The sequence below is a fragment of the Rhizobium sp. BT-226 genome (assembly GCF_025847085.2).
Classification (GTDB): Bacteria; Pseudomonadota; Alphaproteobacteria; order Rhizobiales; family Rhizobiaceae; genus Rhizobium; species Rhizobium sophorae.
On sequence record NZ_JAOYTI010000002.1, the window covers coordinates 451953 to 478897 of the forward strand.

The window sequence follows — 26945 nt, forward strand, 5'->3', positions numbered from 1 at the left end:
TCGGCGCCGCAATCCGCCTTCCGGGAAAAAGGCGATGTTGCAAAAATACATCATGAAAATATTTAATTGCGAGGCGTTCAGATACGCGTATGGTCTCTCACGTCGGTCACACGTTTCCGGCTCCGATCGATCGGGGATTCCAGTCCTTGCCGGAATGCGGAGGTCAAGCGATGTCTTTGCTGGTGAATTCATCTTTCTCGCCTGAAGATCTCGACGTGCTGCGCAGTGCGCTCGATGCCTGGTGCTCGGAACGGCGCATCGACATCAAAAGCGTCGACGCGCAGTTCGCGGCATCCGCAGCGCTCGACCTTTATCAGGCCGGTTACGACAGCCGCGAAAAGCTGCTGCACGCGCTGCGCGATCACAGGATCGCCTGAGTTTTTCAACCATCACGGCGGCGATGCGCAAACTTCGCAGCATGCCTTCCAAACCGCGCATTTTTATATTGCCGGCTAACTATACCGCCACACGCTCAGCGTGTATATTTCTGTTGCATTTTAATAAAATCTTCAGCATGCATTAACCGTACCGGTGTAGGATTTGTTCATAACCGTATGGCCTGACATGCGTTCCGCCAGCGCATATCGGCCTTGGTCCCCTTGTTCTGCGTTTTCGGGGTGTTTTTGTGCGTGACCGGTTTCGAGACCTAGAAGGCCCCTTGGCCGTCAGGAAAAAGGACGTGGTATTAATGGCGACTGTCAGCAGTTTCGAGAACCTGTCTCATCCGACACGGTCCGAACTGCGCCAATTCGCCGAACTTTTCATGCCGCTGTTCCAGGCCTCCTCCGACGAGGCCAAGCGCCAGGCGGTCGCAGCGCTGTCTCAATGCGAGAACATGCCGGCCGCCGTGGCACTGTTCATCGGCAACCAGCCGATCGAGATCGCAGCTCCTTTTCTTGCCGCATCAAAGGCAATCGCCGACGATACGCTGATCACCATCGCGCGGATGCAGGGTGCGGCGCATGTCAAGGCGATCGTCAGCCGCGATTCACTCTCGCCGAAGGTCATCGATGCTTTGGTGGCGCTGCGCCAAAGCCAGCCGCGGTCCACGGCCGCATGGGCGCCGGTCATGGAATCGCCGGCGGTGCCGCTTTCGCCGGCGCCGGCCGAGACCAACGAGGCGGATGCGCTGGAGGAACAGCGGGTTGCCAATGAAGAGGCGTTGCGCGAGCGCATCCTCGGGCTTGCCGGCCATCTCGGCCGTGCCGACGAGGACAGGCTCGGACTGCGCACGCTCACCGACATTCAGGAGGCGCTGCTGGTGCGCTTCGCCCGCTCGCGCGAGGCGACGCATTTCGCAACCGCACTTGCCGATGCGCTTTCCGCCAGCCGCTGGCTTGCCGAGCGCATCATGCTCGATCTTTCCGGCCAACAGCTCGCCACGACGCTGACCAGCCTTGGCATGGGCTTTCTCGATGCCGTCTTCGTGCTCGAAAGGCTCTATCCGCACCTTGCCGAACAGCAGCACAACGTCACCCGCGGCTGGATGGTGCTCGATGCGCTCGACCCGGAAGAATGCCACGAACGCGTCGAAGCCTGGCGGCGTGCCGATCGCTACACCTATAAGCCGGAAGCGACCGATACGCCCGCACCGGCTGCAACGCCCGACTATCGCTTCATCCGCCAGGCGCCGCCGCAGCGCGACATGCGTGTCATGGGGCGGCGTTCTCGCTGAGCTGGAACGACTAACCTCACCGCATGGTGAGCTGTTCGAAATGGTGAGGAGCTGACGCGCCCCGGCTGTCAGCCGTCCCTGGCAAGCGGGATCATATCCCCCAGCTCCTCCGCCTCCAGCTCGACGATCCAGAGATCGGGGTCGAATTTGCGTTCGCGCTCCAGCATCGCCCGCACCGCTTCCGGATCGCTGCGCGACAGGCGGATCTCGAATAGGCGGTCGCCGGCCTGGCCCTCGTCGAAGGCGGACTGCGGCGCCGGCGCGTAAAGCGTTTCCAGGCCGTTGCGGAAATGCTGACGGATGAAGACCGCACCTGCTTCCTCCGCACCCTTCTTCTCGACGGCGGCGAAATCGCCGCTGGCAAAGACGCGGCGCAGGAGGGCGGAAACGAAGATGTCGGCGCGTAATCTCATTGGGGCGGTATAAAGCATGTCGCGCGATAACGACATGCGGAAAAATAAAGACTTAAGCGCGAGACGAGATTGCGACATGCTTTAGACCGGCGCGGGCGGCGGCAATCCGCGGTCAAATCTTGACCGCCGAGTCAGACCTTGACTGCCAGCCGCAATCCGCCCCAATGCCGTCCGCGGACGGTGATCGGAGCGGAGATATCCTTCATCATCACGAAGTTGCCGCCGCCCATGTCGCGCCGATAGGTCTGGACGAGGAAAGGCGCGGTGCTGCGGCCGGCGGCAAGGCCGACGCGATCGGCGAAGATGCGGCGATTGCGGCAATTGGCGGTGTTCCAGACGGTGTCGCCAGGCCGCTGGGCCTGCGAGAATTTCCGGTTGTGGGTCGGCAGATAGCCGTTCTCGTCGATCGCCGCGCAGAAGGCGATGCGCTCGTCCAAGGTTGTGACGGGTTCCTGGATCGGCGGCAGCAGGCGGTCGGTGAGTTCGGTGAAGGCTGCCATCATCTGTGCCGGATCAGAGCCCGGTATCGGCCGATACCGTCGGTCGAAAAGAGCATCGAGCCCGATTTGGCCTTCTGCGACGGCGCGTTCGAAGGCGCCGGAAATCTGTCTTGCCACCGACTGCGCCTCCTCGATCCAACGGCTGTCGGCGGTCTTGACGCCGGCGCTCGCCGTCAGCTGGATCAGGGTTTCCGAGAGGCCGACGACGCTGTCGACGCGTTTTGCCGCCTGCTGCAGCCTGACATTCGAGCCGGCGACTTCGGCCGACATCTCGCCGAGTTTCTCGACGAAGCCGGCGCATTGCTGGTCGACCGCCTCGGTGGTGTTGGCCATGACAGTCGAACTGTCGAGGATGCGGGTGATGACATGTTCCATGCTTTCGAAGGCCCCGCGCATCGCCTCCGACTTGTCACGCACGCCGGCGGCACTGTCGCGCGCAACGCTGCCGACGGCCGACAGCCGGTCGATCTTCACACGCAGTTCGTCCAGCGTTTGCTGGATGGAGCCGGTCGCCTTCGAGGTCTGCAACGAAAGCGCCCGGACCTCGGCGGCGACGACCGCAAAACCCTTGCCCGCATCGCCGGCGCGCGCCGCCTCGATCGCGGCGTTCAGCGCCAGCAGGTTGGTCTGGCGGGCGATGGTGCTGATCTCCTCGGCGATATTGTCGACATCGGCAAGCGACTTGGAGAAGCCGGCTATCTCCGCGCTGATCTCGTTGGAGGACTGGACCATGTGACCGATCTCGGCGACGGAGCCCGTCAGGCGGTCAGCTGATTCTTTCAGCATGTGACGGGCTTCGGCCGCCGTGCGGTCGGTCTCGCGCAGCGACACGGCGACCGAGCGGTTGGTCTCGGCAATCGAAAGCGCGGTGCGGGTGACATGATCGAAGGCGGAGGCATGCCGGGCCGACATTCCCGCCATGTCCTGGATGGCGCCGGCGATATCGACGAGATCAATGCCAAGGGTGGAGGCTTCTTCGGCAAGGCGCAACAGGATGTGGCGCAGCGCCTCGCGATCCGGCCCTCCCGCTTCGACCGCCGGTTCTCCAGCCAAATCGTCTATCGCCTTCAGCGCATGCATGACCGACGCTCTCCCGCCCCAATCAGAAAAGCTTCAGGCAACATGGTTAATAAGTTGCAAACGGCAGCCGCGCCTTAGACTTAGGTTGTAGGTCACAGCCGGTTCTACGGCAACATATCCGGCTAGATCGCGCCGATTTCCTTGAGTTTCTTCAGCACCGCCTGGTTCGGCTCGCCGTCTTCGGGCAGGTTGTAGTGCTTCTGAAAATGGCGGATAGCCGCGCGGGTCTGCTCGCCGGCGACGCCGTCGACTCCGACATTGGCATAGGCCATATTGGAAAGACCCTTCTGGATCTTCAGCACCAGATCGACATTGGTGATTTGGCTTGATGGAACCTGCTTTGCCGCCGATGGAGCCGTTTTGACGGTCTTTTCGGCGCTGCGGATCGCTGCTGCCACCGGATCTTCCGCCGCCGCCTTCGAGCTGACATCCTCGGGCGGCTTTTCGGCGGGCACGGCCGAGGGGCCGGCGGCATCGGTCTTCAGCGCCACTAGGACCTCCGGCGTCGGATCGCCGGTCTGGGTCATGCCGACGGTCTCCTCGAAGAAGAGAATGGCCGCACTGGTGCGAGGGCCGATGATGCCGTCGGGTATGCCGTTATAGAGGCCGCGGCGCACCAGCTGCTGCTGGATGTCCATGACGAGCTGGCTCGGCTGCTGGCCGGGTGCGGCAGGCGCCGGTGTCGCGTTGGTGGTGGCGGTATCCTGCGGCCGCTCGATGCGGAAGGTGGTAACGTCGCCCTGTTGCTCCTCGGCCGGGCGGCGGGCGCCGAGCACGGTTGGAGACTGCGGATCGCGGGTGCGGAAGATCGGATGCGGATGCAGGCCCGGCTGATACCAGAGCGCATTGGCGGCGACGAAGGAGAAGATGACGGCGAAGGTGATCGTGCCGCCGGCGACCGACGGATTGCGGCCGATGACGCCGCCGAGCACGGAGGCACCCTGCAGGCCGAGCCCGCCGAGGGCGGCAGCGCCTGACATCAGAAGGCCCGGCTGCTGCCGTCCCCTTTTTCCCTTAGGCGATTTTCGCTTGCGCGCGGCCATCGAAACGCCCCTCTTCCAATTCTGCGCCTGTGTTGACCGCGCCCTTCAGCCGCGGCGGAAACTCGACAGTCGCGCCATGACCGGCGTCTGCGGCGTGCTGAGCACCCGAGCCGTCCACCGCGATCTCGATGGTGATGATCGTGCCTTCGCCCGGCTGGCTGGCGATGGCGAAATAGCCGCCATGCAGCGCCACCAGCCCTTTGACCAGGGAGAGACCGAGGCCGGAGCCTTCGAAGCGGCGGGTATAGTCGTTCTGGATCTGGACGAAGGGCTGGCCGAGCAATGCCAGCTTGTCGGCCGGAATGCCGATGCCGGTGTCGCTGACCGTCAGCTTGAGGATGCCGTCGCGCGCTGCCGCATCGACCGAGACGACGCCGCCGGCCTCGGTGAACTTTATGGCATTGCCGACGAGGTTGATGAGGATCTGCTGGATGGCGCGCTGATCGGCGACGATCTCGCCGAGACCGCGCTGGATACGGCTCGTCAGGGTAAGGCCCTTGGTCTTGGCCTGCAACGCCAGCATCGATTCGCAGGATTTGACGGAGCTTGATATGTCGAAGGCTTCGAGGATCAGCTCGTAGCGGCCGGCTTCGATCTTGCTCATGTCGAGCATGGTGTTGACGACGGATAGCAGATGCGCCCCGGATTCGCGGACCAAGCCGACATATTCGCGCTGGCGGTCATTTTCGAACTTGCCGAAATATTCGCCGATCAGGATATCGGAAAAACCGAGAATGGCGTTCAGCGGCGTGCGCAGTTCATGGCTGACGGCGGCGAGGAAGCGCGATTTGGCGTCATTTGCGGATTCGGCATCGGCCGCGCGGTTCTGGGCTTCGTCACGCAGCTGCTGCTCGACGGAGACATCGCGCAGCTGGGCAATGATGGCGGCAAGTTCGCCGTCGGCATCGCGCCGGGCCGTCATGTCCATTCTCAGATAGGCGAACTGGCGTTGATCACGCGAGACCGAGGGCCGGTCGAGGCGCAGATCGACGCTCTGAGCATCCTCGCCCCGGCGCAGGCCATCGAGCGCCTGCAGGAAAAGGATGCGGTCGGAGACATGCACCTGCTCCAGGAAGCCCCTGCCCTTGGGATCGCGCATCCAGGCGAGGAAATCGCGCCGATCGCGACCGCCGACGGTCGCCACACTGCCGTGCGGGTCGAGGAAGAAGACGAGGCCCGGGGTGGCGGCAAGGAAGAAATCCTCGGCCGACTGCGTGGCGATACCGGCGGACGAACCTTGACGAGCGAGCGCGATGCTGCCGACGGCGGAAAAGAGAAAGGCGGCGCAGACCATGGCGACACCCGCCGGCAGCGCCACGGCAGGACTGGTGACCGCCGAAAGGCCAATCGGAGCGGCAACGAGAGCGGCCGACGAGAGCAGCACGAGGCGGCGCAGGATTGCGAGCTCGCGTTGGCGCACGGCTTCACCGCCGCCCGTCCGGGAGAGCCAGCTTGTCGCTGCCCGGTCTACGAGGGCCGTCATCCAGCCGCCAATGTTACTCAATACACGCACGCAATACCCGCCCGAAAGGCTGTCTATCGATCCGGACAATAGGCCTTGGCGACTTAAAGAAAGGATAAGGCAAAAGCGCTGTTCACAGCCTGAAACGGCCGAAATTCTCGTTTTGAAGCATCTGGAAGGCTCTTTGCCCTTTGTGGTTAATAGGGGGTAAGCGACGGATTTTCCTCATATTTCAGCATTGCGTTAACTCCTGTGGCAAGGCGAGCCGGCAAAAGTCCTGCAATTGCAAGCAGGTGCTGCCCTGATGCTTAACGGCGATCGCTCGCATTCGACTAAAATGCGGTTCAAATGCCGTTCGCTAAAATTTGAACTAAATTTGCCGCAAATGCGCGTAAGTTTCGAAAAGCGGCATTCGCAACTTGGCGGTAGGGTGAAAACACACCGGACAACCGGCCTGATTCGGCAACAAGAACCGGACGGGGAAAACAGGATGGGCGACGACAATGTGGTTTCTGATCAAAGGATCCTTCTGGTTTGGCCTCGTGCTCGTGCTTCTTTCCGTCTTCAGCACGGAGAGTTCCGACAAGCTCGCCAACGGCCCGCAATTGCAGCTGTCCGACGCGTTCACGGCGGCAAGCGGCGCCTACGACTATTTGACCGGCATGTGCTCGGAGAAGCCCGAGGTCTGCGTCAAGGGCACGGAGACCCTGACCGCACTCGGCTACCGGGCGCGTGAAGGCGCCCGCGTTGCCTATGAACTTCTCGACAGCCAGTTCAAGGATGAGGCACCGGCGACCGCAAAGTTTGCCGAACCGCAGATGCCGGTGGCGCTCAACATGCCTTCCCTCACCACGCCTGCCATCCAGGAAAAGGTGCGCGAGGCCAAGGCAGCACTCAACCAGCCGATGCCTTATCGTCCGCCGGTCGAAGACGATGCCTCCCCTGAGACGGTGATAACAGGCGCTATTCCGCTGCCGACACCGAAGCCGGCGACCTGACGAAATTTCTGCGGGTGCTCGCTCGCACCGCATTTGTTCTTACGCAATTCCGGACGGAAACCGCTTCGCACTTTTCCTGGAATTGCTTTGAGCTTGCATCGGTGGTCCGCATGACGCGGAAGTGCCCCATGCCTGACGTGCCTGCCCTGTTTAATTCAGCATGTTGCTGCGCCGTGAGGATGCCCATCCCTCACGGCGTTTTTTCTATCTCAGTTTACGCAAATCCGGCAAAACCGCTTCGTGCATTGCCTGGAAGTGCTTCGGTCTTTTGTTTACGCAATTCCGGACGGAAAACCGCTTCACACTTTTCCTGGAATTGCTTTAGCGGTTCAAATCTGCCGGTCTTTCACCTATATGCAGTCTTAGAGCATTTCCTGACGCATTCCGGACGCAAAACCGCTGCGCACTTTTGCTGGAACTGCTTCAATAGTGAAAGGCTTCCGCATGGCATCCCTCGACCAGATCATCGACGACTTCGCTTTCCTGGACGATTGGGAAGACCGCTACCGCTATGTCATCGAACTCGGCAAGGCGTTGCCGGACTTGGCCGAGGAGAAGCGCACCTCGGAGAATAAGGTGATGGGCTGCGCCAGCCAGGTGTGGCTGGTGACCCATACGGCAGGCGATCCCGACAATCCCGTCATGAGCTTCGAGGGTGATTCCGACGCCCATATCGTGCGCGGCCTCGTCGCCATCGTGCTTGCCACCTATTCCGGCAAGACCGCATCGGAGATCGCCGGGCTCGATGCCTTCGAGATATTTTCGAAGATCGGCCTGGTGGAGAACCTGTCATCGCAGCGTTCGAACGGATTGCGGTCGATGGTGAACAGGATCCGCGAAGAGGCAAGAGTCCGCGCTGCGGCTTGACCGTGCTCGTGGCTGGCCGGCTTTGAGAGCCGCAATCCAGTATATTAACACTTACTCATAGTACAGGAATACATTCTAAGCCTGTCGGCAAAGCATAGGACGGGATGTCTTACGCTGCCGTGGCGTCCGGCCGAATCAGTTGCGACGCTCGAAATACCCGAAAGGTATTCTTCGTCTTGCGAAGGCACAAAAAAGCCGGGCACAAAACCCGGCTTTTGTCGTCGATGCTTTTGAAAAAGCTCAGCCGCGGCCGCGCTTGCGGCGCTGACCCAGGCCCATCTCCTTTGCCAGGCGCGAACGCGCTTCGGCATAAGCGGGCGCCACCATCGGGTAATCGGTCGGCAGGTCCCACTTCTCGCGGTATTCTTCAGGCGAGAGGCTGTGATGCGTCATCAGGTGACGCTTGAGGGACTTGAAGTTGCCGCCGCATTCCAAACACGTGATCTGCTCGTCCTGTACGGACTTGCGGACAGAAACTGCAGGCTTCTGCTTTTCGACGATCGCCGCAGCAGGCTGCGGTACGGACGTGTTGCTCAGTGCCGAATGCACGTCGGAAATCAGGTTGGCCAGGTCGCTGACCGGTACAACATGGTTGCTGACATAGGCCGCGACAATGTCGGCTGTCAGTTCCACAAGCAGCTCCGGCGCATTGCCGGTCGCTATATCCGTCATATTCTTTCTCCTGTTAGCATGCTCAAACGGTCTTTGACTGACACGCCAAAGACCCGCCTCGTAGAAGCGAACAGCAAAAGCACAGGAAGCGACCTTCTGTTTCGAAAAACGCGAAATCCACCCCTAGATTCCGAAGAGCGTGACCTGTTCTTATACTGCCTGACTGGAAACCACTACGTCATGCCCCAGGCGATGGCCTCAGTTTAGACATTAAAAATCAAAACTGAGGGACCTGGAAGCAGTACGATTGCAATTCACAATCAGAACTCTACTTGCATTTTCAAATACCATCGTTTGGTCGAAAGGCCAATTATTATTTGTCGTTTTTCTTGAGAAAAAATGACAGATGAAGAATTGAGGGGCTTTCCGGCAAGCTTTACTCACAGCTTCCTGTGCATAAGTTTTGCATAAATCTGGTAAAGTCGCCGAACAGCATAGGCTCAACGATCCCTGATATCGTCACGGACCGAGAGTGCACCGAGATCATATCCCGAACGATGAGCAGCTCTGGCAAGCAGATGGGCAGACACCGGCGCCGTCAGCAGGAAGAAGACGAAACCAGCAATGGCGCGGGCGAGAATCGCCGGCTCCTCTGAATAGAGGCCGGCGGCAAGGAGCAACAGCCCGGAGCCGACAGTCCCCGCCTTCGAGGCGGAATGCATGCGCGTATAGAGATCAGGCAGCCGGACCAGGCCGATCGCCGCCGCAAGCGCAAAGAGCGCGCCGACGATCAAAAGCAGGGCGGTCATGGCAGCCATGATATAATCGATCATCGCTTCTTCCCCCCTGCCCGGCGCTTTTGCGTGTTGCCATTTGCCGCAGTGGCGGGCGGCTTCGATTTGATGTTGCCGCGTGACAGCACGAATCGGGCGAAGGCGACGGTCGCCAGGAAACCGACGAGGCCGAGCGAGATGGCGATATCGATATAGAGCGAAAAACCGGTCTTGACCGCGATGACGGCGATGAAGCCGATGGCGATGCCGGTCAGCATGTCGAGGGCAAGGATGCGGTCCGGCAATGTCGGGCCGGCAACGACGCGCCAGACGCTCAGAATCAACGCCAGGCCGAGGATGACGAGTGCCGTCGAGGATGCGACCGCGACGATGGCGGCAGGTGTGATCACCGGAAGGCCTCCATGATCTTGCGTTCGAAACCGTTGGCGATATCACGCTTGGTCGTCTCGGGATCGGAACAATCGAGCGCATGCACATAGAGCGTGCGACGATCGGGCGAGACGTCGACCGAAAGCGTACCGGGTGTCAGCGTGATGAGGTTTGCGAGCAAAGTGATCTCGAAATCGCTCGTCACCGTCAGCGGGAAGGCGAAGATGCCGGGCTTCAGCTTCATATCGAGAGAGAGGACGGTGACCGTGACCTTCCAGGCCGACAGCGACAATTCCTTGAGGAACAGAGCGGCGAGCGAGAGCACCGGGAGAACGCGAGGGATATGTGCCTTGCCGCCGAAGGATTCGCGGATGATGAGCAGCGCCAAGGCCCCGAGCAGCAAGCCGAGGACGAGATTGTGCAACGAGGCGCTGCCGGTCACAGTGACCCAGGCAATGGCAAGCAGCAGGTTGAAGAGAAAGAAGATCATGGCGCGCCTCCGTCCGGGAAGACCGAATGAAGATAGGCCTGGGGATCGGCAAGGCCGGCCGCGGCCGATTGCGACAGCGCCAGCAACTGTTCCGGCAGGATGCCAAAACCGACGACCAGCGCTGTCAGTGCCGCGAGTGGCAGGCCCGTGCGCCACCGGGCACCGGGCGGCCTCAGGGCTGTCGACGTCAGGGCCATCGGCGCCGGGCGCCAATAGGCGAGCAGGAAGAGACGGCCGAAGGCAATCGTCGTCAGAAAACCGCCGAGGAGGATCGAGGCCGCCAGCCACCAGGCGCCGAGATCGAGCGAGGCCTTGACGAGAATGACTTTCGGCCAGAAGCCGGAAAAGGGCGGCAGGCCGCAGGCGGCAAGGAAGAGCACGAGGGAGAGTGCGGTGAAGCCGCCGCTTTGCCTGTAGAGCCCGCCGAGGGCCGATAGCGAAAAGCCGCCGCCGCGCCGGGCGATCTCGCCGGCGGCAAGATAAAGCGCCGTCATCAGCACCATGGAATGGAGCGCATAGAAGACCGCGCCGCTGATGCCGCCAAGGCCGCCGAGGGCGACGCCGGCGAGCATGTTGCCGATGCCCGATATGACGACATAGCCGAACAGCCGGCGGATATCGTTTTCGGCAAGCGCGCCGAGAGCGCCGACGACAATCGTCGCGGCGGCGGCGAGCGCGACTACCAAGCTCAATTCCTGGCGTTCCACCGGCAGCAGCATGACCATCACCCGGATCAGCGCGTAGATGCCCACCTTGGTCAGCAGGCCGGCAAACAGCGCCGAGACCACGATGCGCGGCGTATGGTAAGCGGCGGGCAGCCAGAAATTGACCGGGAAGGCTGCCGCCTTCATGCCGAAGGCAAGCAGGAAGAGGCTTGCCAGCGTCATCAGCGGCGCCGTGCCGCGCAAATCCCCAGCTTTTGCAGCGATATCGGCCATATTGAGCGTGCCGAAGGCGGCATAGAGAATGCCGACGCCGACCAGGAACAGGGTCGTGGCGATCAGATTGAGCACCGCATATTTCAGCGCGCCGTCGATCTGCTCACGTTCGGAACCAAGGATGATCAGCCCGAAGGAGGAGATCAGCAGCACCTCGAACCAGACGTAGAGATTGAAGATATCGCCGGTCAGAAAGGCGCCGGTGACGCCGGCCATCAGCAGCATGAGCAGCGGGAAGAAGCCGTATCGCCGGCCGCTTTCGCCGATATCGGCCAGCGCATAGATGCCGCCGGCGAGCGCGGCAAGGGCTGCGGTGAAGGCCATCAGCGCACCGAAGAGATCGACGGTGAAGGCGATGCCGAAAGGCGGCAGCCAGCGACCCATGACCATGGTCAGCGGCCCGTCGGCCGCGACCTTGGCCAGCAACGCCGCATCGATCAGCGCCAAGGCCGCAAGGCCAGGGATGGCAAGCCAGGCCTGCAGACGGGGATAGCCGCGCAGCATCAGCAGGACGGCACCCAGCGTAATGCAATGGGCGACCGGCAGGATGGCCAGCCAATGACCGATGGGCACCGGGGCGGTGATCAGGGCGGCGGAGAGATCGACGGTGGTGGGGGCGGCCATCAGATGGCGCCTCCGTTATCGCGAGAGAGGGCCTGCCGTGGGGTACCCCCCTCTGCCCTGCCGGGCATCTCCCCCACAAGGGGGGAGATCGATAGGTGGCCAAGGCTTCGCCCAACATCGGCGTCGACGCCTGTAGCTGTACGGCTGCTGTCATTACCCTGCAGGCTGATCAAGGCCGATCGGCCTAGACGAGGCTTCGCCACTTGCCGATCTCCCCCCTTGTGGGGGAGATGCCCGGCAGGGCAGAGGGGGGTGAGCATCCGCACCGCGGTGGTGATCCGGGCAGTGGAGAGATCGATGATAGAGGTGGGGGCGGCCATCAGGTGATGCCTCCGCTACCACGAGAGAGGGGTTGCCTTGGGGTGAGCATCCGCACAACCATCCGCCTCAATACCCCAATGGCGGCAGCGGCCGGTCGTCGGGCTCGGCGGCGCGCATGTCGCTGGTGTTGTCGGTGCCAAGGTCCTGATAGGCGCGGTAGGTCAGCACCAGCAGGAAGGCAAGGAAGGAGAAGGAGATGACGATCGCGGTCAGGATGAGCGCCTGCGGCAGCGGGTTGGCCGTGCCTGCGGGCAGGCTGTCGAGACCGGCCGGGATGATCGGCGGCACCTCGCGCGTCAGCCGGCCGCCGGTAAAGAGCAGGAGGTTGACGGCGTTGCCGAGGATGGCGATGCCGAGCATGATGCGGATCGAGAATTTCGACAGCATCAGGTAGATGGCGGCGGCGAAGAACAGGCCGACGAGGATCGCCAGAAGCGGCTCCATCATTCCACCTCCTTTTCTTCCAGCGCCAGAGCGATCGAGGTGATGGCACCGAGCACGACAAGATAGACGCCGACATCGAAGAGCATGACGCTGGACAGCGGCACCTCGGCGCCGAATAGCGTCGGATAGATCCAGAGGCCGGTCATGAAGGGAACGGCAAACAGGATGGAGAGAAGACCGGCCACCGTCGACAGAAGCAAGCCGAAGCCGGCAATCGACAGCGGATGGAAAAACAGCGCCCGGCGAACGGCGCCAACGCCGCGGGCAATGCCGTAAATCGCCAGCCCCGAGGCAGCGATCAACCCGCCGATGAAGCCGCCGCCCGGCTCGTTATGACCGCGCAGCAGCACGAAGACGGAAAAAAGCAGCATCAGCGCGGTGAGAAACGGGGCGGCGGTGCGGAAGATGAGGGTGTTCACGCGCTCAACCCTCCGCCGCGGGATCATTGGCGGCAAGCTTGCGCTCGCTGCCAGCGCGGATGCGGATCAGCGCCAGGATGGCAAGGCCGGTGACCGCGACGACGGCGATTTCGCCGAGCGTGTCGGTGCCGCGGAAATCGACGATGATGACGTTGACGACATTGGCGCCGTGGGCGATCGATTTGGAATAGGTGTTGAAGAAAGCCGTCAGCGCGTCGTTGAACGGTGCCTCGGTTGCCCGCATCAGCAGAAGCGTGAAGCCGAGGCCGCAGGCAAGCGCCAGCGCGCCGTCGAAGAGCTTGCGGCCGAGCGGCCGCTGATCGTCGGGCGAGAGACGAAGCCTGGTCATGACCAGGGCGAGAATCACCACCGAAAGGGTTTCGACCATGAACTGGGTGAAGGACAGATCCGGCGCGCCGAACAGCAGGAAGATGATGGCGACAGCGAAACCCTGGATGCCGAGCGAAACGATTGCCGTCAGCCGATCGCGGGCGGCGAGCACGGCGGCAAGGCCGAAGGCGGCGATCAGGAAGACCGCCCATTCATGCAGCCTGACATCGGTCGGCCAGGCCGGCAGACGCGGCAGTTCGCCATAGACGACGAGCGGGATCATGAGGATGGCGGCAACGCAGAGGAAGGTGCAGGTGACATAGATCTCCAGCCGCCCCGGCTGGAGCACACGCATGACGCGGCCGGAAAAGCGGACAAGGCCCGATATGGCGACATCAAAGCCATGGTCCGGCCCAGGTCCGGCCGCGCGCAGGAAGACGGCCATCAGGAAACGGGCGCGCGCGAGTTGCCAGTAGACGCCGATACCGAGCAGCACGGTCAGGGCGGAGAGCGCCAAGGGCAGGCCGATATGCGGCGTCAACGAAATGTCGATTTCGACGGGTGTCTGGCGGATGGCGGATGCGATCGGCGAGGACAGGATGGAATGGGTGAGGGTCGAAAAGATCGCCGCGAGCAGGCCGAGGATAGCAAGAACGGCGGGGCCGAGCCAAAGCAGGACGGGGGCTTCGTGCGGCGGTTTCGGCGTCTCCACCGGCCGGCCGAGGAAGGGTTTCAACGCCACGGCGAAGGCGACGGCGAACATCAGCGCATTGCCGAAGACGGTTATGGCGGTAAAGGTGAGTGCGCGGACATCACCGCCGACGAGTGCCGTATAGATCTCCTCCTTGGCGAGGAAGCCGAAGAAGGGCGGCAGGCCGGCCATGGAGAAGGCGGCCGCAAGCGCGATGATCCAGGTGAGCGGCATCGCCCGCATCAGGCCGCTGAGCCTGGTGATATCGCGCGTGCCGGTCTCATGATCGATGATGCCGGCGACCATGAAGAGCGCGCCCTTGAAGAGGGAATGCGCCACCAGATAGAGCGCCGCCGCCTCGATCGCATGGTCCGAGCCGAAGCCGATCAGCATAACGAGCAGGCCGAGCGAGGAGACGGTGGTATAGGCAAGCTTGAGCTTCAGGTCTGTCTGGCGGATGGCGAGCGCGGTGCCGACCACCAACGTCAGCCCGCCGAAGAAGGGCAGAAGGATTTCCCAGGCAGGGGTTGCCCCCATGACGGGGTTGAGCCGCATCAGCAGATAGACGCCCGCCTTCACCATGGTGGCCGAATGCAGATAAGCCGAAACCGGCGTCGGCGCCTCCATGGCGTTCGGCAACCAGAAATGAAAGGGAAACTGCGCCGACTTGGTGAAGGCGCCGCCGAGGACCAGGATGAGAGCTGCGAGATAGAACGGGCTTTCGCGCACCGCATCGCCGGCTCCCATAAGCAGCGACATGTCGGTGACGCCTGAAATGTTCCAGAGCAACAGCAGGCCGGCCAACAGGCAGAGCCCTCCCCCGCCGGTGACAACAAGCGCCTGCAGGGCAGCCCGGCGAGCCGCCTCACGCTCGTGATCGAAGCCGATCAGCAGGAAGGACGTGATCGATGTCAGTTCCCAGAAGACGAAGAGCATCAGGAAACTGTCGGAAACGACGACGCCGAGCATCGCGCCCATGAAGAGGAAGATGAAGGAGAAGAAGCGGCCCTGATCCTTGTGTCCTTTGAGGTAGCCGCCGGCATAAAGCACGATCAGGGTGCCGATGCCGGTGATCAGCAGCGCGAAAGCCAGCGACAGGCCGTCGAGGAACCAGGAAAAGGAGAGATGGAAGCTCGGCACCCAGGAATAGCCGCCGGTGACGACCTCGCCGCGCGCGATCTTGGGAATGAAACGCAGGAAATGCAGGAAGGCGAGCAAGGGAGCGATCGCCAGGAGCCAGGCACCGTTTGCGCCGAAGATGCGGATGACGAAGGGGGCAGCAAGAGCGCCGGCAAGCGGCAGACATAGGGCCAGAAATGTCAGAGCCGTGACATCGGCCATATCCCCTCCTCTACCGCATAATTCAAAATGTTACAGGCTTTTGCACGTCCGACAAGGCGCGCGGCGCTGTAAAGGCAACAGACGAAAAGCCGAAGAAAACCGGCCTGTCTTCTGGCTTAGGCGAAACGGGGGAGCGTCTCAAGTGATTTCGGCCGCAAGCCGCACCGCATGGCGATGTTCAAAGCCGATCAGGCCGTCGATCTGGAAAGACGCGTCAGCAGCCGGGCGATGCAACCGTGCAGGATGAAGACCAGAAGCGTCAGCGGCCAGAGCAGGCAAGCGAGGAGCCCGGCGAGACGATGGAGCGTCAAACCGTCATGATTGGCCCAGCCTTCCAACAGCGTGACGGCCATGGCGGCCACGGCCACAAGGCCGTAGAGCAGGACGATTGCTGTTTCAAACACCAGTGTTTCTCCAATGCACGCAACATTAACCCTAACAGAAAACCCCTAACGGATGTAAAAGCAAGCCTCTTCCCCTAATTGGGTATGCCGCCAATCTCATGGCGCGCCGCGGGAGACTTGATGAACTGAACGCGGCGCACCACATTTTCTCGCGAAACGGAACCCGCCCCTCGGCGAAAGGAGCACCTCATGTCCGACACTGCGACGACCGCCAAGATCCACAAGACCGACGCCGAATGGAAAGAGCAGCTCACCCCCGAGCAATACCGCATCACGCGCCAGCACGGCACCGAACGCGCCTTTACCGGCCCCTATTGGGATTCCTTCGAGACGGGGCTTTACCGCTGCGTCGGCTGCAATGCGCCGCTTTTCCGCTCCGACACCAAATTCGATGCCGGCTGCGGCTGGCCGAGCTATTTCGAAGCGGTATCGCCCGAAGCGGTGACGGAGCATCGCGACACGGCCTTTGGCATGGTGCGCACCGAAATCCGCTGCGGCAGCTGCGACGCCCATCTCGGCCACGTCTTTCCCGACGGCCCGCCGCCGACCGGCCTGCGCTACTGCATCAACGGCCACTCGATGGTGTTCGAGCCGGGGAAATAGGCCTGAACCTGCGATCGGTATCTGCCGATCCCGCGGCCATGAGGAGACTAAGCGCGACGGAAATTTCCGTGCCACCATGGACGACATGGTAGCGGCGGCCGCCAGGTGGTCGGCCGCCGCCCTTGTTTCGATCAGCTTCTGATGGCGATGCGCCTGACCTGTGACTGCGCCTTTTCGCTCTTGGGCAAGGTGACGGTCAGGACGCCGTTCTTGAAGGTCGCGTCGACCTGATCTTCCTTGACCTCGGTCCCGAGTGGGATGCGTCGCTCGAAGCGGCCATAGTAGCGCTCCGAGAACTGCTTCTCCTTGTCTTCCGTCTCCGAACGCTTTTCACCCTTCAGCGTCAGAACGCCATCATCGAGAATGACCTCGATGTCCTTTTCCTCAAGGCCGGGGACCTCGGCCGTCACCTTGATATCCTTATCGGTGTCGGAGATCTCGACACTCGGCCAGCCAGCACCGAAACCGCTGGCGCCCCGCAGTGACGGCAGGCCAGAGCCGAAGCTGCGGAAAGCATCGTCGAACAGACGGTTGACCTCGCGATGGAGCGACAGGAAAGGATCATGGTCGTCCTCGCGGAGGAGACTCGGAACCTGGTGGCCGTTATTGCGGCCCCAAGGAATCAAATCACGAACACTCATGGCTTACTCCTTTCTGGTGGTTCTTGGGCATTCCTGACGGCTCAGGCTGCCTGCGTCTCGGCTTCGATCTGCTTGGTCTCGGCCTTCGGCATTGCATTTCCAGTTCCGATCTCGATCTGGCGCGGCTTCATCTCTTCAGGAATTTCACGCTTGAGGTCGATGGTCAGCAGACCGTTGACGAGTCCGGCATCCACGACCTTGACGTGGTCGGCCAATTCGAACCGACGCTGGAAGCTTCGATCAGCAATGCCGCGATGCAAGTATTGAACATCTTCGCCGTTCGCCTTCTGCCCTGAGACGACGAGCATGTTCTGCTCTTGGATGATCGCCAGTTCGTCCTGCGAGAAGCCCGCCACGGCCATGGCAATGCGGTATTCGTCCTCGCCGGTTTTGACGATATCGTAAGGCGGCCAGTTGTCGATTGTCTCGGCGCGGCTTGCAGCGTCAAGTGCGTTCAACATCCGCTCGAAGCCGATGCTCGACCGGAACAGGGGAGAGAAATCGAGGTTTGTCCTCATAGCCATATCCTCCTTACAAGCAACATGGATACAGGAGACGCCAAGAGCGACAGGCGTCTCCTGGACCTGTCGATCCCTGCTCGGCGATCGACAATACTGATATAATTCAGCAGTTTACCGTTTCAAGAGGAGAGAATTTCTCAGCGAAAAAATTGCTTTCTTCGAAGGCACCACCATATCTGGGCTGAGCTTGAGAGAGGAGAAATGGTTATGACAATGACTTCAAAGGACGTCATCGCCGTCCTCGGGCCCGCCGATGAAACGCTCGTGGCCGAGGTCATCGCGACGGGCGCCACCCAGGCTGAACTCGCCGAGGCATTTGGGTGGGCCAGCAACGACGAAGCCTTGATGGGTGAAGGCCGGCCTCTGCCAACAGGCAGGGTTGCTGCGCTTGTTGATCTGCTGAGTTCGGATGAAGAGGAACTGGAATAGGAAAGGCGGATGACTCGCCTCCCCGACTGGTCCGTCATGCTATCGTGAGCACCTGAACATTGCCGTTGCGGTCCATCACATCGACCACGACCTGGCGTCCCGACCGGCGAATGGCGACGTCAGCCGAGCCAATACCGATCGACAGGCGTCGTAAGATCATCTCGTCGAGGAATGTGGGAAGCCTCGGTACGTTGAAGCTGATGTGCAAGCCATTCGGGTCGAAGTCGAGGCCGAGACAGGATTGCAGCAGCGATAAAGGAGCGGCTGCCGCCCATGCTTGAGGGGAGCAGGCGACCGGATAGAAGGTCGGCCCTCGTGCCCGCTGGCGCGGCAGGCCGCAGAGGAGTTCGGGGAGCCGCCGCAGGTCGATATAGGTCGAGGCGGCAAACAACCCTCGAATATCCGCGCGACTTCGACGCGGTAGCCATAGCGGGCAAGGCCGCTGGCGATCAAGACATTGTCATGTGGCCAGATCGAGCCATTGTAACCTCCTCTGTTGAGCAAAGAGTCGTCGGCAAAAATCATGCCTGCGTCCTTACGAGGCGCGCGGCAGGTCAGATGGGAGGTCAGGTTTCGAGTAGCTGTCGGCGCCGTCCCCCCTTCCAATAGCTGCACAAGCCAAAACCAGGAAGCCGGCGTGCCGGCAGTTTTCGGCGAAGGGTCCTGCGGGCCGTCGAGGAAGTCGACGCAGCTTGCTTCTCAGCTTGCCGATCGTCCTTGTCCAACGTCTTCAGCGCTTCAAGGATCTCGTCATAGGAAACAGCTCTTTCCGCCCCGGGATAAAGGCGAAGGGCCGGTGCGGATTCGATCGCGAAAATATCGGATGCCCATGAAGCCAGAATGGCCCGCTTCTCGTCATTGCCGATGTCGGCGGCGGTAAGCACGTCACGCGGGTGACCGAAATGTTTGGCCGGATAAAGCAGATGCGCCGCGCTGATTGCCGCCGTGGCTTCCTGCTGTATGGAATTGCTGGTGCTTTCCTTTCTCATAGCTTGGCTCCACTGATGTTGACCGATGGAACTTGGTTCATTCGATAGTGCGTGGGGAGGCCCGCCCTTAAGAGCAGGGCGGGCCGAGCGATCGCTTAGAAGTCCATGCCGGGGCCGGCGGGCATGGCCGGAGCGGCCTCCTTCTTGGGCTTCTCGGCGATCATCGCTTCCGTCGTCACCAGAAGACCGGCAACGGAGGCGGCATCCTGAAGCGCGGTGCGCACCACTTTCGCCGGATCGATAACCCCCTGCGCATAGAGATCACCATATTCGCCGGTCTGGGCATTCCAGCCATAGGAGAATTCGCTCTTCTCCCGCAGCTTGCCGACCACGATCGAGCCTTCCGCGCCGGCGTTTTCGGCGATCTGCCGTACCGGGGCTTCGATTGCGCGGCGCACAATCTCGATGCCGACGCGCTGGTCCTGGTTGGCCACGCTGAGATTATCGAGCGCCTTGACGGCGCGCAGCAGCGCCACGCCGCCGCCCGGCAGAATGCCTTCCTCCACCGCCGCGCGGGTTGCATGAAGCGCGTCGTCGACGCGGTCCTTCTTCTCCTTCACCTCGACTTCCGTCGAGCCGCCGACACGGATGACGGCAACGCCGCCGGCGAGCTTGGCGAGGCGTTCCTGCAGCTTCTCCCGGTCGTAGTCGGAGGTGGTTTCTTCGATCTGGGCGCGGATCTGAGCCGTGCGACCGTCAAGCTCCGCCTTCGAGCCAGCACCGTCGATGATGGTGGTGTTTTCCTTCTCGATCGACACCTTCTTGGCACGGCCGAGCATGTCGAGCGTGACGTTCTCGAGCTTGATGCCGAGATCTTCGGAGATGACGGTACCGCCGGTCAGGATAGCGATGTCTTCGAGCATGGCCTTGCGGCGGTCGCCGAAGCCGGGGGCCTTGACGGCAGCGATCTTCAAGCCGCCGCGCAGCTTGTTGACGACGAGTGTTGCGAGGGCCTCGCCTTCGACGTCTTCAGCGATGATGAGGAGCGGCTTGCCGGATTGGACGATGGCTTCGAGAACTGGCAGCATCGACTGCAGGTTCGAGAGCTTCTTCTCATGAATGAGAATATAGGGGTCCTCGAGCTCGACTCGCATCTTGTCCTGATTGGTGACGAAGTAGGGGCTGAGGTAGCCGCGGTCGAACTGCATGCCTTCGACGACTTCGAGCTCGGTTTCGGCGGTCTTGGCTTCTTCGACGGTGATGACACCCTCATTGCCGACCTTTTCCATTGCTTCAGCGAGGTAACGACCGATCTCGGAATCACCGTTGGCGGAGATCGTGCCGACCTGGGCGATTTCGGAATTGTTGGAGATCTTGCGGGCGTTGGTCTTCAGTTCCTTGACAACGGCGTCGACGGCGATGTCGATGCCACGCTTGAGGTCCATCGGGTTCATACCGGAAGCGACCGCCTTGGCGCCTTCCTTGACGATTGCCTGGGCCAGCACCGTCGCAGTCGTGGTGCCGTCACCGGCGAGATCGTTCGTCTTGGATGCAACTTCGCGCAGCATCTGGGCGCCCATGTTTTCGAACTTGTCTTCGAGTTCGATTTCCTTGGCGACCGAAACGCCGTCCTTGGTGATGCGCGGCGCGCCAAAGGACTTGTCGATGACGACGTTGCGCCCTTTCGGGCCGAGCGTCACCTTCACGGCATTGGCCAGGACATCGACCCCACGCAGCAAGCGTTCACGGGCATCGGTATGGAATTTGACTTCTTTCGCAGCCATTCTTTCACTCCTTCGATAGGCAGCTTTTCTTGACTAATGCGCTGAGAACGCCTCAGGCGGCGATCTTTTCGGCGGCCTGAGCCTCGATAATGCCCATGACATCGCTTTCCTTCATGATCAGCAGATCTTCACCGTTGATCTTGATCTCGGTGCCGGACCATTTGCCGAACAGAATGCGATCGCCGGGCTTGACGTCGAGCGCCTGGATCTGGCCGGCGTCGTTGCGTGAGCCGGGGCCGACGGCGATAACCTCGCCTTCCTGCGGCTTCTCCTTGGCGGTATCAGGAATGATGATGCCGCCCTTGGTCTTTTCCTCTGAATCGACCCGGCGGACGAGAATGCGATCATGAAGCGGTCGGAACGACATGTTTTCCTCCAATGGACAAACAATAATGACGTTGTTCCCTGGCCGGACCGGATGACCGGTCCGGGCGGGTGCAAACCTCTGTCGAGCGTTTTGCGCGGAATGATCTGGTTTTGCGGTTTTTCCATTTCAAGGGGGTGGCGAAAAAAATTAGCACTCGCCGGAAATGGCTGCTAACATACTGAGAAGGAACAACAAACACTGTTTCCGCGTTGAGAAACCAGTTGATGGAGGCAAAAATATGCGCCACCTTCTCGTTATTGCGAAACGGAGATGAAGCATGGAATTTTCATCGGACATAGAGCGCCAGCTCAACGGTTACGGCCTTACCCCCGCGCACATCCTTTACCGCATGCCGGATTTTGAGTCGGTTCTGCAGACCTATGTCTGGCAGGATTACGATCTCGCCCCCGACTTTCCGGAAATGCACAGATTCCTGGATTTCTGGCAGTCCAAGCTTGAGGGGCCGCTGCATTCCGTTCGCTATAGCCACCAGCGGCTGATCGGACTGAACGAATGGCGTCGCGTCATGGGCGAGTTGCGATTGCACTAAATCGAATCCCACAGTCCCAGCAGATGGTTGCGTATCCGCCAGCCATTGTTGCCCATAGGGGCTTACCAACCGCTCGGTATCGCGGCAAAACCCCAACCAATCAATCGTGATCGGCAGGGCATGGCCAAGTCGAGGGTGCCGAAAGGCCTGCCGGCAGCTTGGTCGAGGCATCGCCGCAGGCAAGGTCGATCTGCGCCTGTTCGAGCCCGGCGGCGGCCGAGAGGTCGAGGCCTTCGATGCGGGTCAAGAACATGAAGGCGCGCTCGAAGGTCGCCGGGCCTTCGAAGGTGGCCTTGGAGAGATCGGCGCGGGAGAGATTGGCGAAAGAGAATTTCACCCCCGTCAGCACCGCCTTGTCGAAATCGGCGCGGCCGAGTTCAGCCTTTTCGAAACTCGCGCCGGAGAGCTGGGCGCCGGCGAAATTGGCGCGCTGCAGTTCGGCGCCAGCAAAGGAAGCGCCCTCGGCGGCGACTTTGGCGAAGCTGGATCGGTAGGCCTCGATCTTGGCGAAATTGGCGCCTTCGGCGTGTGCACCCTCGAGAGAGGCGCGCACCAGCGTCGCTTTCTCCAGATTGGCGGATTTGACGTTGGCGCCGGCGAGATCGGTCAGCGAGAAATCGGTGCCGAAGAGATTGGCGCCTTCGAGGTCACTGCCCTGCAGCATCAGGTTCTTCTTGGTGCATTCCTGCCAGTCGAGCTTCGGCGAGGCCAGGCTGCCGCAATCGGCGGCCCGTGCGGCAACCGGCGGAAATGCCAAAAGGACGAGGGCAAGGAGACCGAGTGACGATCCGTGCATTGCCATTGAACAGTTCACCCCCATGACGCTTAGATGACGCTTTCAGGCCGCCTTTCGCGAAGCAGCCTTCCATTTTCTTACACAGCTCAGACTACAATAAAAAGATGGCGAGCGCCGTTCACAATGGATTGCTGTCCGGCTTTTCTTGGCAGGTGGTATCCACCTTACCTGGCAGGTGGATCAATCCGCCTTGCCGGGCAGGCGAAGCTCCATGCAGGTAAGGTCCAGCCAGCGGCCGAATTTGGTGCCGACCTCGGAAAATCTGCCGGCGATGCGGAAGCCGAGCTTTTCGTGCAGCCTGACCGAGGCGGTGTTCTCCGCCTCGATACCGGCGATCATCACATGGATATTGCCGGCCACAGCACGCGCGATCAATTCCCGCATCAGGCGCTCGCCGATGCCGCCACCCCGGCAATCCTTGTCGACATAGACGGAATGCTCGACCGTGTGGCGGTAGCCGTCGAAGGGCCGCCAGTCGCCATAGGAGGCGTAGCCTGCGACCTTGCCCGACATTTCGGCGACGATGACGGGAAAGCCGCGCGCCTGGCGCGCCCTGAACCATTCCAGCCGGTTTTCGAGATCGACCAGCGTATCGTTCCAGATCGCCGTCGTGTGCTCGACGGCGTGATTATAGATATCGCGAATGGCGGAAAGATCGGCTTCTGTGGCGTCGCGGAGGAGGACAGCGTCTGTCATGATGCTCGGGTTCATATTGTTTGCGAAGGCGGGCATACGCCCCGCCTGGAAAGATGTAAACGGCGGATGCGAAATAGGAACGGCCTCGGGCACGGTCGTCGTTCAGAGGCGCGGCGCCGACAGGCTGAAACAGGTGAAGACCGCCGAATAATGCACCGCCGCGGCGGTGACGACGAAACCATGCCAGATGGCGTTCTGGAAGCGCAGCTTCTCCCAGACATGGAAGATGACGCCGAGTGAATAGATGACGCCGCCGATGACGATCAGCAGCATCGAGGCGGCGGGAATGCGCGAGGCGACGGGCTCGGCCACCAGCACGCCGCTCCAGCCCATGGCGAGATAAAGCAGGATGGCAAGACGGTCGAAACGCCCGGGAAAGGCGCATTTCAAGACGATGCCGACAGCAGCAAACAGCCAGATCGCGATCAGCATGAACAAGAGCAGCGGATCGTCGGCGCCGCGTTCGAGGAAGGGCGTATAGGTGGCGGCGATCAAGAGGAAGATCGCCGAATGATCGAAGCGGCGCAGATACCATTTCGTGCGCGAGACCGGCCAGGCATTGTAGGAAAAAGAAATGGCAAGCGTCAGCACCAGCCCGACGCCATAGATCCAGGCGGCGGCGAGCGCGCCATAGGAGCTCCAGACGGTGGCGTAGAAGATCAACACGGTGGCCCCGATCAGCGCCAGCACAAGACCGACGCCATGGACGATACCGTCGGCGATCAATTCATATCTATCATAAGCCCAGCGAATGCCGTTGAACTCGCCCATGCACGCCAATCCGTTTCATACCCGATTGCAATCGTCGCATTGAACGGACGGGCGCGCAACTCCGGCAAAGCGCACGGGCGGTAAATCTTCGTGACAGGCAGCAGGGTGTAAAGTCAAACCTTCTGCCGGTCGACCAGCACCGAGCATTTGGCATGGCGCACGACCCGATCGGCGGTGGCGCCGATGAAGTAGTTGGAAAAATCGGGAACATGCGAGGCGACGATAATCAGGTCGGCGCCGTGGCTTTCGGCGGCCGAGATGATCGCTTTGGCGGGCGGGCCGTTGCCGATCTCGACAGTTGCCGCAACACCGGCTGCGGCGACCAGCGCTTCCAGTTGCCCGCGGCTGTCCTTCATGACGTCCTCGACCATATTGGCCGGCAGTTCGATCGCGACATAACTCGGCACATCCTCGACGACATTGAGCGCGATGATCTCGCCGCCGTCATCGAGCAAGGACGCGGCCTTGCGGAGGATCTTTTCTCCCTTTTCGATGCCGCCGAGCGCGACCGCTACGATGATCTTTCTGTACATGGCTTCCCTCCATGACTGCGATGCATAAGCTTCCTCTAAATAAGATATGGACGCATTGATCGCGATCAAGTGGGCGCAAGTCATCGTCAACATCTGCTCAACGCTTCATCCTCAAAAACAGGTCTTTTGTGAACAATCGGGATGCGCCATATAGAATTCACGTACGGCAGCCGAGGGGAGATCAGAAGCGAATGAACCGGCGAAACTTCCTCGGGCTTGCCACGGGCGGCATGTTTGCCGCCACCGCCGGTACGCCTTCTATCTTACGGGCCAATTCAGAGGCAGGAGAACAATCCATGACGACCGAAACTTCCTATGCGCTGACGCGGCCCGCCTATATCGACCAGTCGCATCTGGTCGTGACCGACCTCGGTCTGGTTTCCGGCTTCTACCAATCGATGCTCGGCCTGAAGGTGATCGAGAAGACGGCGAGCGGCGAAGTGCTGGGTGTCGGCGATCTCCCTTTGCTGACCCTGACCACCGCAAAGAATGCCATGATCGCGCCACGCAATGCCGCCGGCCTTTTCCACACCGCCTTCCTGATGCCGGACCGGACGGAGCTCGCACGCTGGCTGCGCCATGCGGCACAGAACAACGTCGCGCTCGACGGCGCCTCGGACCATCTCGTCAGCGAGGCGATCTATCTTTCCGACCCCGAAGGCAACGGCATCGAGATCTATGCCGACCGGCCGCACGAACAATGGAAATTCCATGAGGACGGCATGGTGGAGATGGCGACGCTGCGCCTCGACCTGCAGGCGCTCTACAACAGCGCGCCTGATGAGCGCTGGGACGGCATGGCTGCAGGGACGGCGATCGGCCACCTGCATCTGCAGGTCGGCGATATTCCACAAGCGGACGCCTTCTACCGCGACGTCCTCGGCCTTAAGCTGATGGCGCGTTATCCGGGCGCGAGCTTCTTTGCGAGCGGCGGCTATCATCACCATCTCGGCGCCAATATCTGGAACAGCCGCGGTGCCATGGCACGCGCCGGCAATATGACCGGGCTTTCGGACTACAAGATCCGTTTCAACGACAAGGCGACGCTGGATGCGGCGGTCTCCAAGCTCGATGCACTGGAGATCAAAAGCGATAAGCGCGACGGCGGCGTATTCCTCAGCGATCCCTGGGGCATCGGCCTGACACTTTCGGCGTAGTTTTCCAGGTTGCTGCGGGTCAGCCGTAGCGGTTAAAGGCGCTCACGCCATGGAGCAATGCCGTCGGCGCAAAGACATGCGGCATGCAGCGTACCGGACGGTCATTCCCGTCACGGAACCGGAACCGGAACCTTGTCAGCGCGTTTCCGTGAGGAAGCAATGGGGCTTCGGGGACCTCACCGCATGGGTATCGCCAATGGCATCCGCAAACAAGCAAAGAAGATCGCGATCGGCGAACGCCATACCAGCGCCTGGGCACAGTCGTTGAAGGAGGCGGCGGAAGAGCTGCCGCCACCGCCACCGCTGCACCGTCTGGAAAAGGACGGGCTCGATGTTACCATGGCCTGGGCGATCATCGGCATCTTCGGCATCCTCTTCCTTGCCGCCGTCTATTTCATGTCGCTGATCCTCATCCCGATCACGCTGGCCGTCGTCGTCGGCATGATCCTCGGCATGGCGGCAGAAAAGCTCAGCAAGATGGGCGTGCCGCGGCTTGCCAACGCCTTCATGCTATCAAGCAGCGTGGCGCTGGTGATCTTCCTGCTGATCAACTCGCTCGCCGACCCGCTGATGACACTTGCCAATGAGGGTCCGGCCTTCGCCGAACGCACCATAGACCGCCTGATGCCTTATCTGGAGCGCATCAGATGGCTGCATATCACGCCGGCGACATTCGAAAGCGGATCGATGTCGATCGGTGCGCTGCTCGAAAACACCGGCAGCGTGCTGCACGTGGTGACGACTAACCTGACGCCGGCCCTGATACAGGGGATGATCTTCTTTGCGGCGCTGCTGTTCTTCCTCGCTGGTCGGGTCAACCTGCGCAAGACGATCATCATGACCTTCCGCACCCGCACGCAGCGTCTGGCGGCCATCCGAGTCATCAATGCCGTCGAGCAGGTGCTCGGCTTCTATTTCGCGACGGCCTCGTTGATCTATGTCGGGCTCGGCGTGGTCATGACTGTCATCGCCTATGCCGGCGGGCTGTCGGCCCCGGTGCTCTGGGGCTTCTTCGCCTTCCTGTCGAGCTTCATCCCCTATCTCGGCATCACACTGATGACGCTTGCCGTTGCGGTCGCCGGCATCCTGACCCATGATGGCCTCCTCATCGGCCTGATGCCGGCCGCAGCCTTCTTCACCGTGCATCTCCTCATGGAGAACCTGATCTTCCCGGCGGTGATGGGACGGCGGCTTGAGATCAATCCCTTCGTCGTCTTCCTCGCCATCCTGTTTTGGACATGGATGTGGGGTGCCGTCGGCGCCATGCTGGCGCTGCCGCTTTCGCTGATCGTCATGACTATTATCGACGAATTGCTGATTGAGGAAAAGCCGCAGCCGCAATTGCCGAAATAA

31 protein-coding genes and 1 pseudogene are annotated in these 26945 nt (G+C 61.3%); 9 read left to right on the forward strand and 23 right to left on the reverse strand.

The features are described 5' to 3' along the window. Positions 1-170: 170 nt before the first annotated feature. Positions 171-377, forward strand: a complete 207-nt coding sequence (locus tag OIU37_RS12345; RefSeq protein WP_020049194.1) for a hypothetical protein — start codon at positions 171-173, stop codon at positions 375-377. Between the two features lie 248 nt (positions 378-625). Continuing rightward, positions 626-1675: a DUF2336 domain-containing protein gene (locus OIU37_RS12350; protein ID WP_182209926.1), complete on the forward strand. Its 1050-nt coding sequence runs from the start codon at positions 626-628 to the stop codon at positions 1673-1675. Positions 1676-1743: 68 nt separating this feature from the next. On the opposite strand, the gene OIU37_RS12355 is transcribed toward OIU37_RS12350, so the two are convergent. The 4 genes from OIU37_RS12355 to OIU37_RS12370 form a co-directional block, all read right to left on the reverse strand. Next, positions 1744-2088, reverse strand: coding sequence for a DUF1491 family protein (locus OIU37_RS12355; RefSeq protein WP_171601118.1), 345 nt, complete (start codon positions 2086-2088; stop codon positions 1744-1746). Between the two features lie 131 nt (positions 2089-2219). Further along, positions 2220-3668, reverse strand: coding sequence for a methyl-accepting chemotaxis protein (locus OIU37_RS12360; RefSeq protein WP_171601119.1), 1449 nt, complete (start codon positions 3666-3668; stop codon positions 2220-2222). 122 nt (positions 3669-3790) lie between these two features. Continuing rightward, positions 3791-4711 carry a peptidoglycan-binding protein gene (locus OIU37_RS12365; protein WP_180693398.1) on the reverse strand — a complete coding sequence of 307 codons (921 nt, stop codon included), beginning with the start codon at positions 4709-4711 and terminating at the stop codon, positions 3791-3793. Next, on the reverse strand, positions 4683-6263 hold the full coding sequence (locus OIU37_RS12370; protein ID WP_206679615.1) for a HAMP domain-containing sensor histidine kinase: 1581 nt from the start codon (positions 6261-6263) through the stop codon (positions 4683-4685). Before OIU37_RS12370 ends, OIU37_RS12365 begins: the two co-directional genes overlap by 29 nt. Positions 6264-6676: 413 nt before the next feature. Between OIU37_RS12370 and OIU37_RS12375 the strand changes: the two genes are divergently transcribed. Both OIU37_RS12375 and OIU37_RS12380 read left to right on the forward strand, forming a co-directional pair. Beyond that, positions 6677-7171: a DUF5330 domain-containing protein gene (locus tag OIU37_RS12375; protein ID WP_264257593.1), complete on the forward strand. Its 495-nt coding sequence runs from the start codon at positions 6677-6679 to the stop codon at positions 7169-7171. Between the two features lie 444 nt (positions 7172-7615). Next, a complete protein-coding gene (locus tag OIU37_RS12380) occupies positions 7616-8038 on the forward strand; it encodes a SufE family protein (RefSeq protein ID WP_003557812.1) in 423 nt (140 codons plus the stop codon). A 240-nt stretch (positions 8039-8278) separates the two neighbouring features. On the opposite strand, the gene OIU37_RS12385 is transcribed toward OIU37_RS12380, so the two are convergent. The 9 genes from OIU37_RS12385 to OIU37_RS12425 form a co-directional block, all read right to left on the reverse strand. Then, on the reverse strand, positions 8279-8710 hold the full coding sequence (locus tag OIU37_RS12385) for a MucR family transcriptional regulator (RefSeq protein WP_003557810.1): 432 nt from the start codon (positions 8708-8710) through the stop codon (positions 8279-8281). A gap of 440 nt (positions 8711-9150) precedes the next feature. Further along, positions 9151-9483, reverse strand: a complete 333-nt coding sequence (mnhG, locus tag OIU37_RS12390; RefSeq protein WP_171601123.1) for a monovalent cation/H(+) antiporter subunit G — start codon at positions 9481-9483, stop codon at positions 9151-9153. Continuing rightward, the gene (locus OIU37_RS12395) at positions 9480-9833 is read right to left on the reverse strand and encodes a cation:proton antiporter (protein WP_171601124.1); all 354 of its coding nucleotides are present in this window, start codon (positions 9831-9833) and stop codon (positions 9480-9482) included. The genes mnhG and OIU37_RS12395 overlap by 4 nt, the downstream gene beginning before the upstream one ends. Beyond that, on the reverse strand, positions 9830-10303 hold the full coding sequence (locus OIU37_RS12400) for a Na+/H+ antiporter subunit E (RefSeq protein WP_171601125.1): 474 nt from the start codon (positions 10301-10303) through the stop codon (positions 9830-9832). Before OIU37_RS12400 ends, OIU37_RS12395 begins: the two co-directional genes overlap by 4 nt. Beyond that, on the reverse strand, positions 10300-11865 hold the full coding sequence (locus OIU37_RS12405) for a Na+/H+ antiporter subunit D (protein ID WP_264257594.1): 1566 nt from the start codon (positions 11863-11865) through the stop codon (positions 10300-10302). Before OIU37_RS12405 ends, OIU37_RS12400 begins: the two co-directional genes overlap by 4 nt. Positions 11866-12252: 387 nt before the next feature. Then, the gene (locus OIU37_RS12410) at positions 12253-12630 is read right to left on the reverse strand and encodes a Na+/H+ antiporter subunit C (protein ID WP_032994420.1); all 378 of its coding nucleotides are present in this window, start codon (positions 12628-12630) and stop codon (positions 12253-12255) included. Further along, the gene (locus OIU37_RS12415; RefSeq protein ID WP_017959625.1) at positions 12630-13049 is read right to left on the reverse strand and encodes a Na(+)/H(+) antiporter subunit B; all 420 of its coding nucleotides are present in this window, start codon (positions 13047-13049) and stop codon (positions 12630-12632) included. The genes OIU37_RS12410 and OIU37_RS12415 overlap by 1 nt, the downstream gene beginning before the upstream one ends. A 4-nt stretch (positions 13050-13053) precedes the next feature. Next, entirely contained in the window at positions 13054-15411 is a 2358-nt protein-coding gene (locus OIU37_RS12420) for a putative monovalent cation/H+ antiporter subunit A (RefSeq protein ID WP_264257595.1), read from the reverse strand. Between the two features lie 188 nt (positions 15412-15599). Then, a complete protein-coding gene (locus tag OIU37_RS12425; protein WP_011651078.1) occupies positions 15600-15815 on the reverse strand; it encodes a hypothetical protein in 216 nt (71 codons plus the stop codon). A 189-nt stretch (positions 15816-16004) separates the two neighbouring features. On the opposite strand from OIU37_RS12425, the gene msrB reads away from it, so the two are divergent. After that, on the forward strand, positions 16005-16418 hold the full coding sequence (msrB, locus tag OIU37_RS12430; protein ID WP_171601128.1) for a peptide-methionine (R)-S-oxide reductase MsrB: 414 nt from the start codon (positions 16005-16007) through the stop codon (positions 16416-16418). Between the two features lie 131 nt (positions 16419-16549). On the opposite strand, the gene OIU37_RS12435 is transcribed toward msrB, so the two are convergent. Together OIU37_RS12435 and OIU37_RS12440 are read right to left on the reverse strand one after the other, a co-directional pair. Beyond that, a complete protein-coding gene (locus OIU37_RS12435; protein WP_097617351.1) occupies positions 16550-17059 on the reverse strand; it encodes an Hsp20/alpha crystallin family protein in 510 nt (169 codons plus the stop codon). 41 nt (positions 17060-17100) lie between these two features. Next, complete coding sequence (locus OIU37_RS12440) at positions 17101-17577, reverse strand: Hsp20 family protein (RefSeq protein WP_264258471.1); 477 nt, start codon at positions 17575-17577, stop codon at positions 17101-17103. Between the two features lie 210 nt (positions 17578-17787). Between OIU37_RS12440 and OIU37_RS12445 the strand changes: the two genes are divergently transcribed. Continuing rightward, positions 17788-18009, forward strand: coding sequence for a hypothetical protein (locus OIU37_RS12445; RefSeq protein WP_180693406.1), 222 nt, complete (start codon positions 17788-17790; stop codon positions 18007-18009). Between the two features lie 34 nt (positions 18010-18043). On the opposite strand, the pseudogene OIU37_RS12450 reads toward OIU37_RS12445, so the two are convergent. From OIU37_RS12450 to OIU37_RS12465, 4 genes and pseudogenes are all read right to left on the reverse strand, one after another. Then, a pseudogene (locus OIU37_RS12450) lies at positions 18044-18495 on the reverse strand (amylo-alpha-1,6-glucosidase); the annotation flags it as partial. Positions 18496-18575: 80 nt separating this feature from the next. Beyond that, the gene (locus tag OIU37_RS12455; protein WP_264257596.1) at positions 18576-18998 is read right to left on the reverse strand and encodes a hypothetical protein; all 423 of its coding nucleotides are present in this window, start codon (positions 18996-18998) and stop codon (positions 18576-18578) included. Between the two features lie 95 nt (positions 18999-19093). Continuing rightward, complete coding sequence (gene groL / locus OIU37_RS12460; protein WP_264257597.1) at positions 19094-20722, reverse strand: chaperonin GroEL; 1629 nt, start codon at positions 20720-20722, stop codon at positions 19094-19096. A gap of 52 nt (positions 20723-20774) precedes the next feature. Further along, complete coding sequence (locus OIU37_RS12465) at positions 20775-21089, reverse strand: co-chaperone GroES (RefSeq protein WP_264257598.1); 315 nt, start codon at positions 21087-21089, stop codon at positions 20775-20777. Between the two features lie 277 nt (positions 21090-21366). Between OIU37_RS12465 and OIU37_RS12470 the strand changes: the two genes are divergently transcribed. Continuing rightward, positions 21367-21639 carry an usg protein gene (locus OIU37_RS12470; protein ID WP_264257599.1) on the forward strand — a complete coding sequence of 91 codons (273 nt, stop codon included), beginning with the start codon at positions 21367-21369 and terminating at the stop codon, positions 21637-21639. 100 nt (positions 21640-21739) lie between these two features. Here the strand turns inward: OIU37_RS12470 and OIU37_RS12475 are convergent, their stop codons facing one another. The 4 genes from OIU37_RS12475 to OIU37_RS12490 form a co-directional block, all read right to left on the reverse strand. Next, the gene (locus tag OIU37_RS12475) at positions 21740-22441 is read right to left on the reverse strand and encodes a pentapeptide repeat-containing protein (protein WP_264257600.1); all 702 of its coding nucleotides are present in this window, start codon (positions 22439-22441) and stop codon (positions 21740-21742) included. Positions 22442-22615: 174 nt separating this feature from the next. After that, positions 22616-23167, reverse strand: coding sequence for a GNAT family N-acetyltransferase (locus tag OIU37_RS12480; RefSeq protein ID WP_240602289.1), 552 nt, complete (start codon positions 23165-23167; stop codon positions 22616-22618). 66 nt (positions 23168-23233) lie between these two features. After that, positions 23234-23902 carry a hemolysin III family protein gene (locus OIU37_RS12485; RefSeq protein WP_240602278.1) on the reverse strand — a complete coding sequence of 223 codons (669 nt, stop codon included), beginning with the start codon at positions 23900-23902 and terminating at the stop codon, positions 23234-23236. 113 nt (positions 23903-24015) lie between these two features. After that, positions 24016-24435 (reverse strand): universal stress protein, encoded by a 420-nt coding sequence (locus OIU37_RS12490; RefSeq protein WP_264257601.1) that lies wholly within the window; start codon positions 24433-24435, stop codon positions 24016-24018. A gap of 191 nt (positions 24436-24626) precedes the next feature. On the opposite strand from OIU37_RS12490, the gene OIU37_RS12495 reads away from it, so the two are divergent. Continuing rightward, entirely contained in the window at positions 24627-25592 is a 966-nt protein-coding gene (locus OIU37_RS12495) for a VOC family protein (protein ID WP_180693413.1), read from the forward strand. Positions 25593-25775: 183 nt separating this feature from the next. After that, positions 25776-26945: an AI-2E family transporter gene (locus OIU37_RS12500; protein WP_180693414.1), complete on the forward strand. Its 1170-nt coding sequence runs from the start codon at positions 25776-25778 to the stop codon at positions 26943-26945.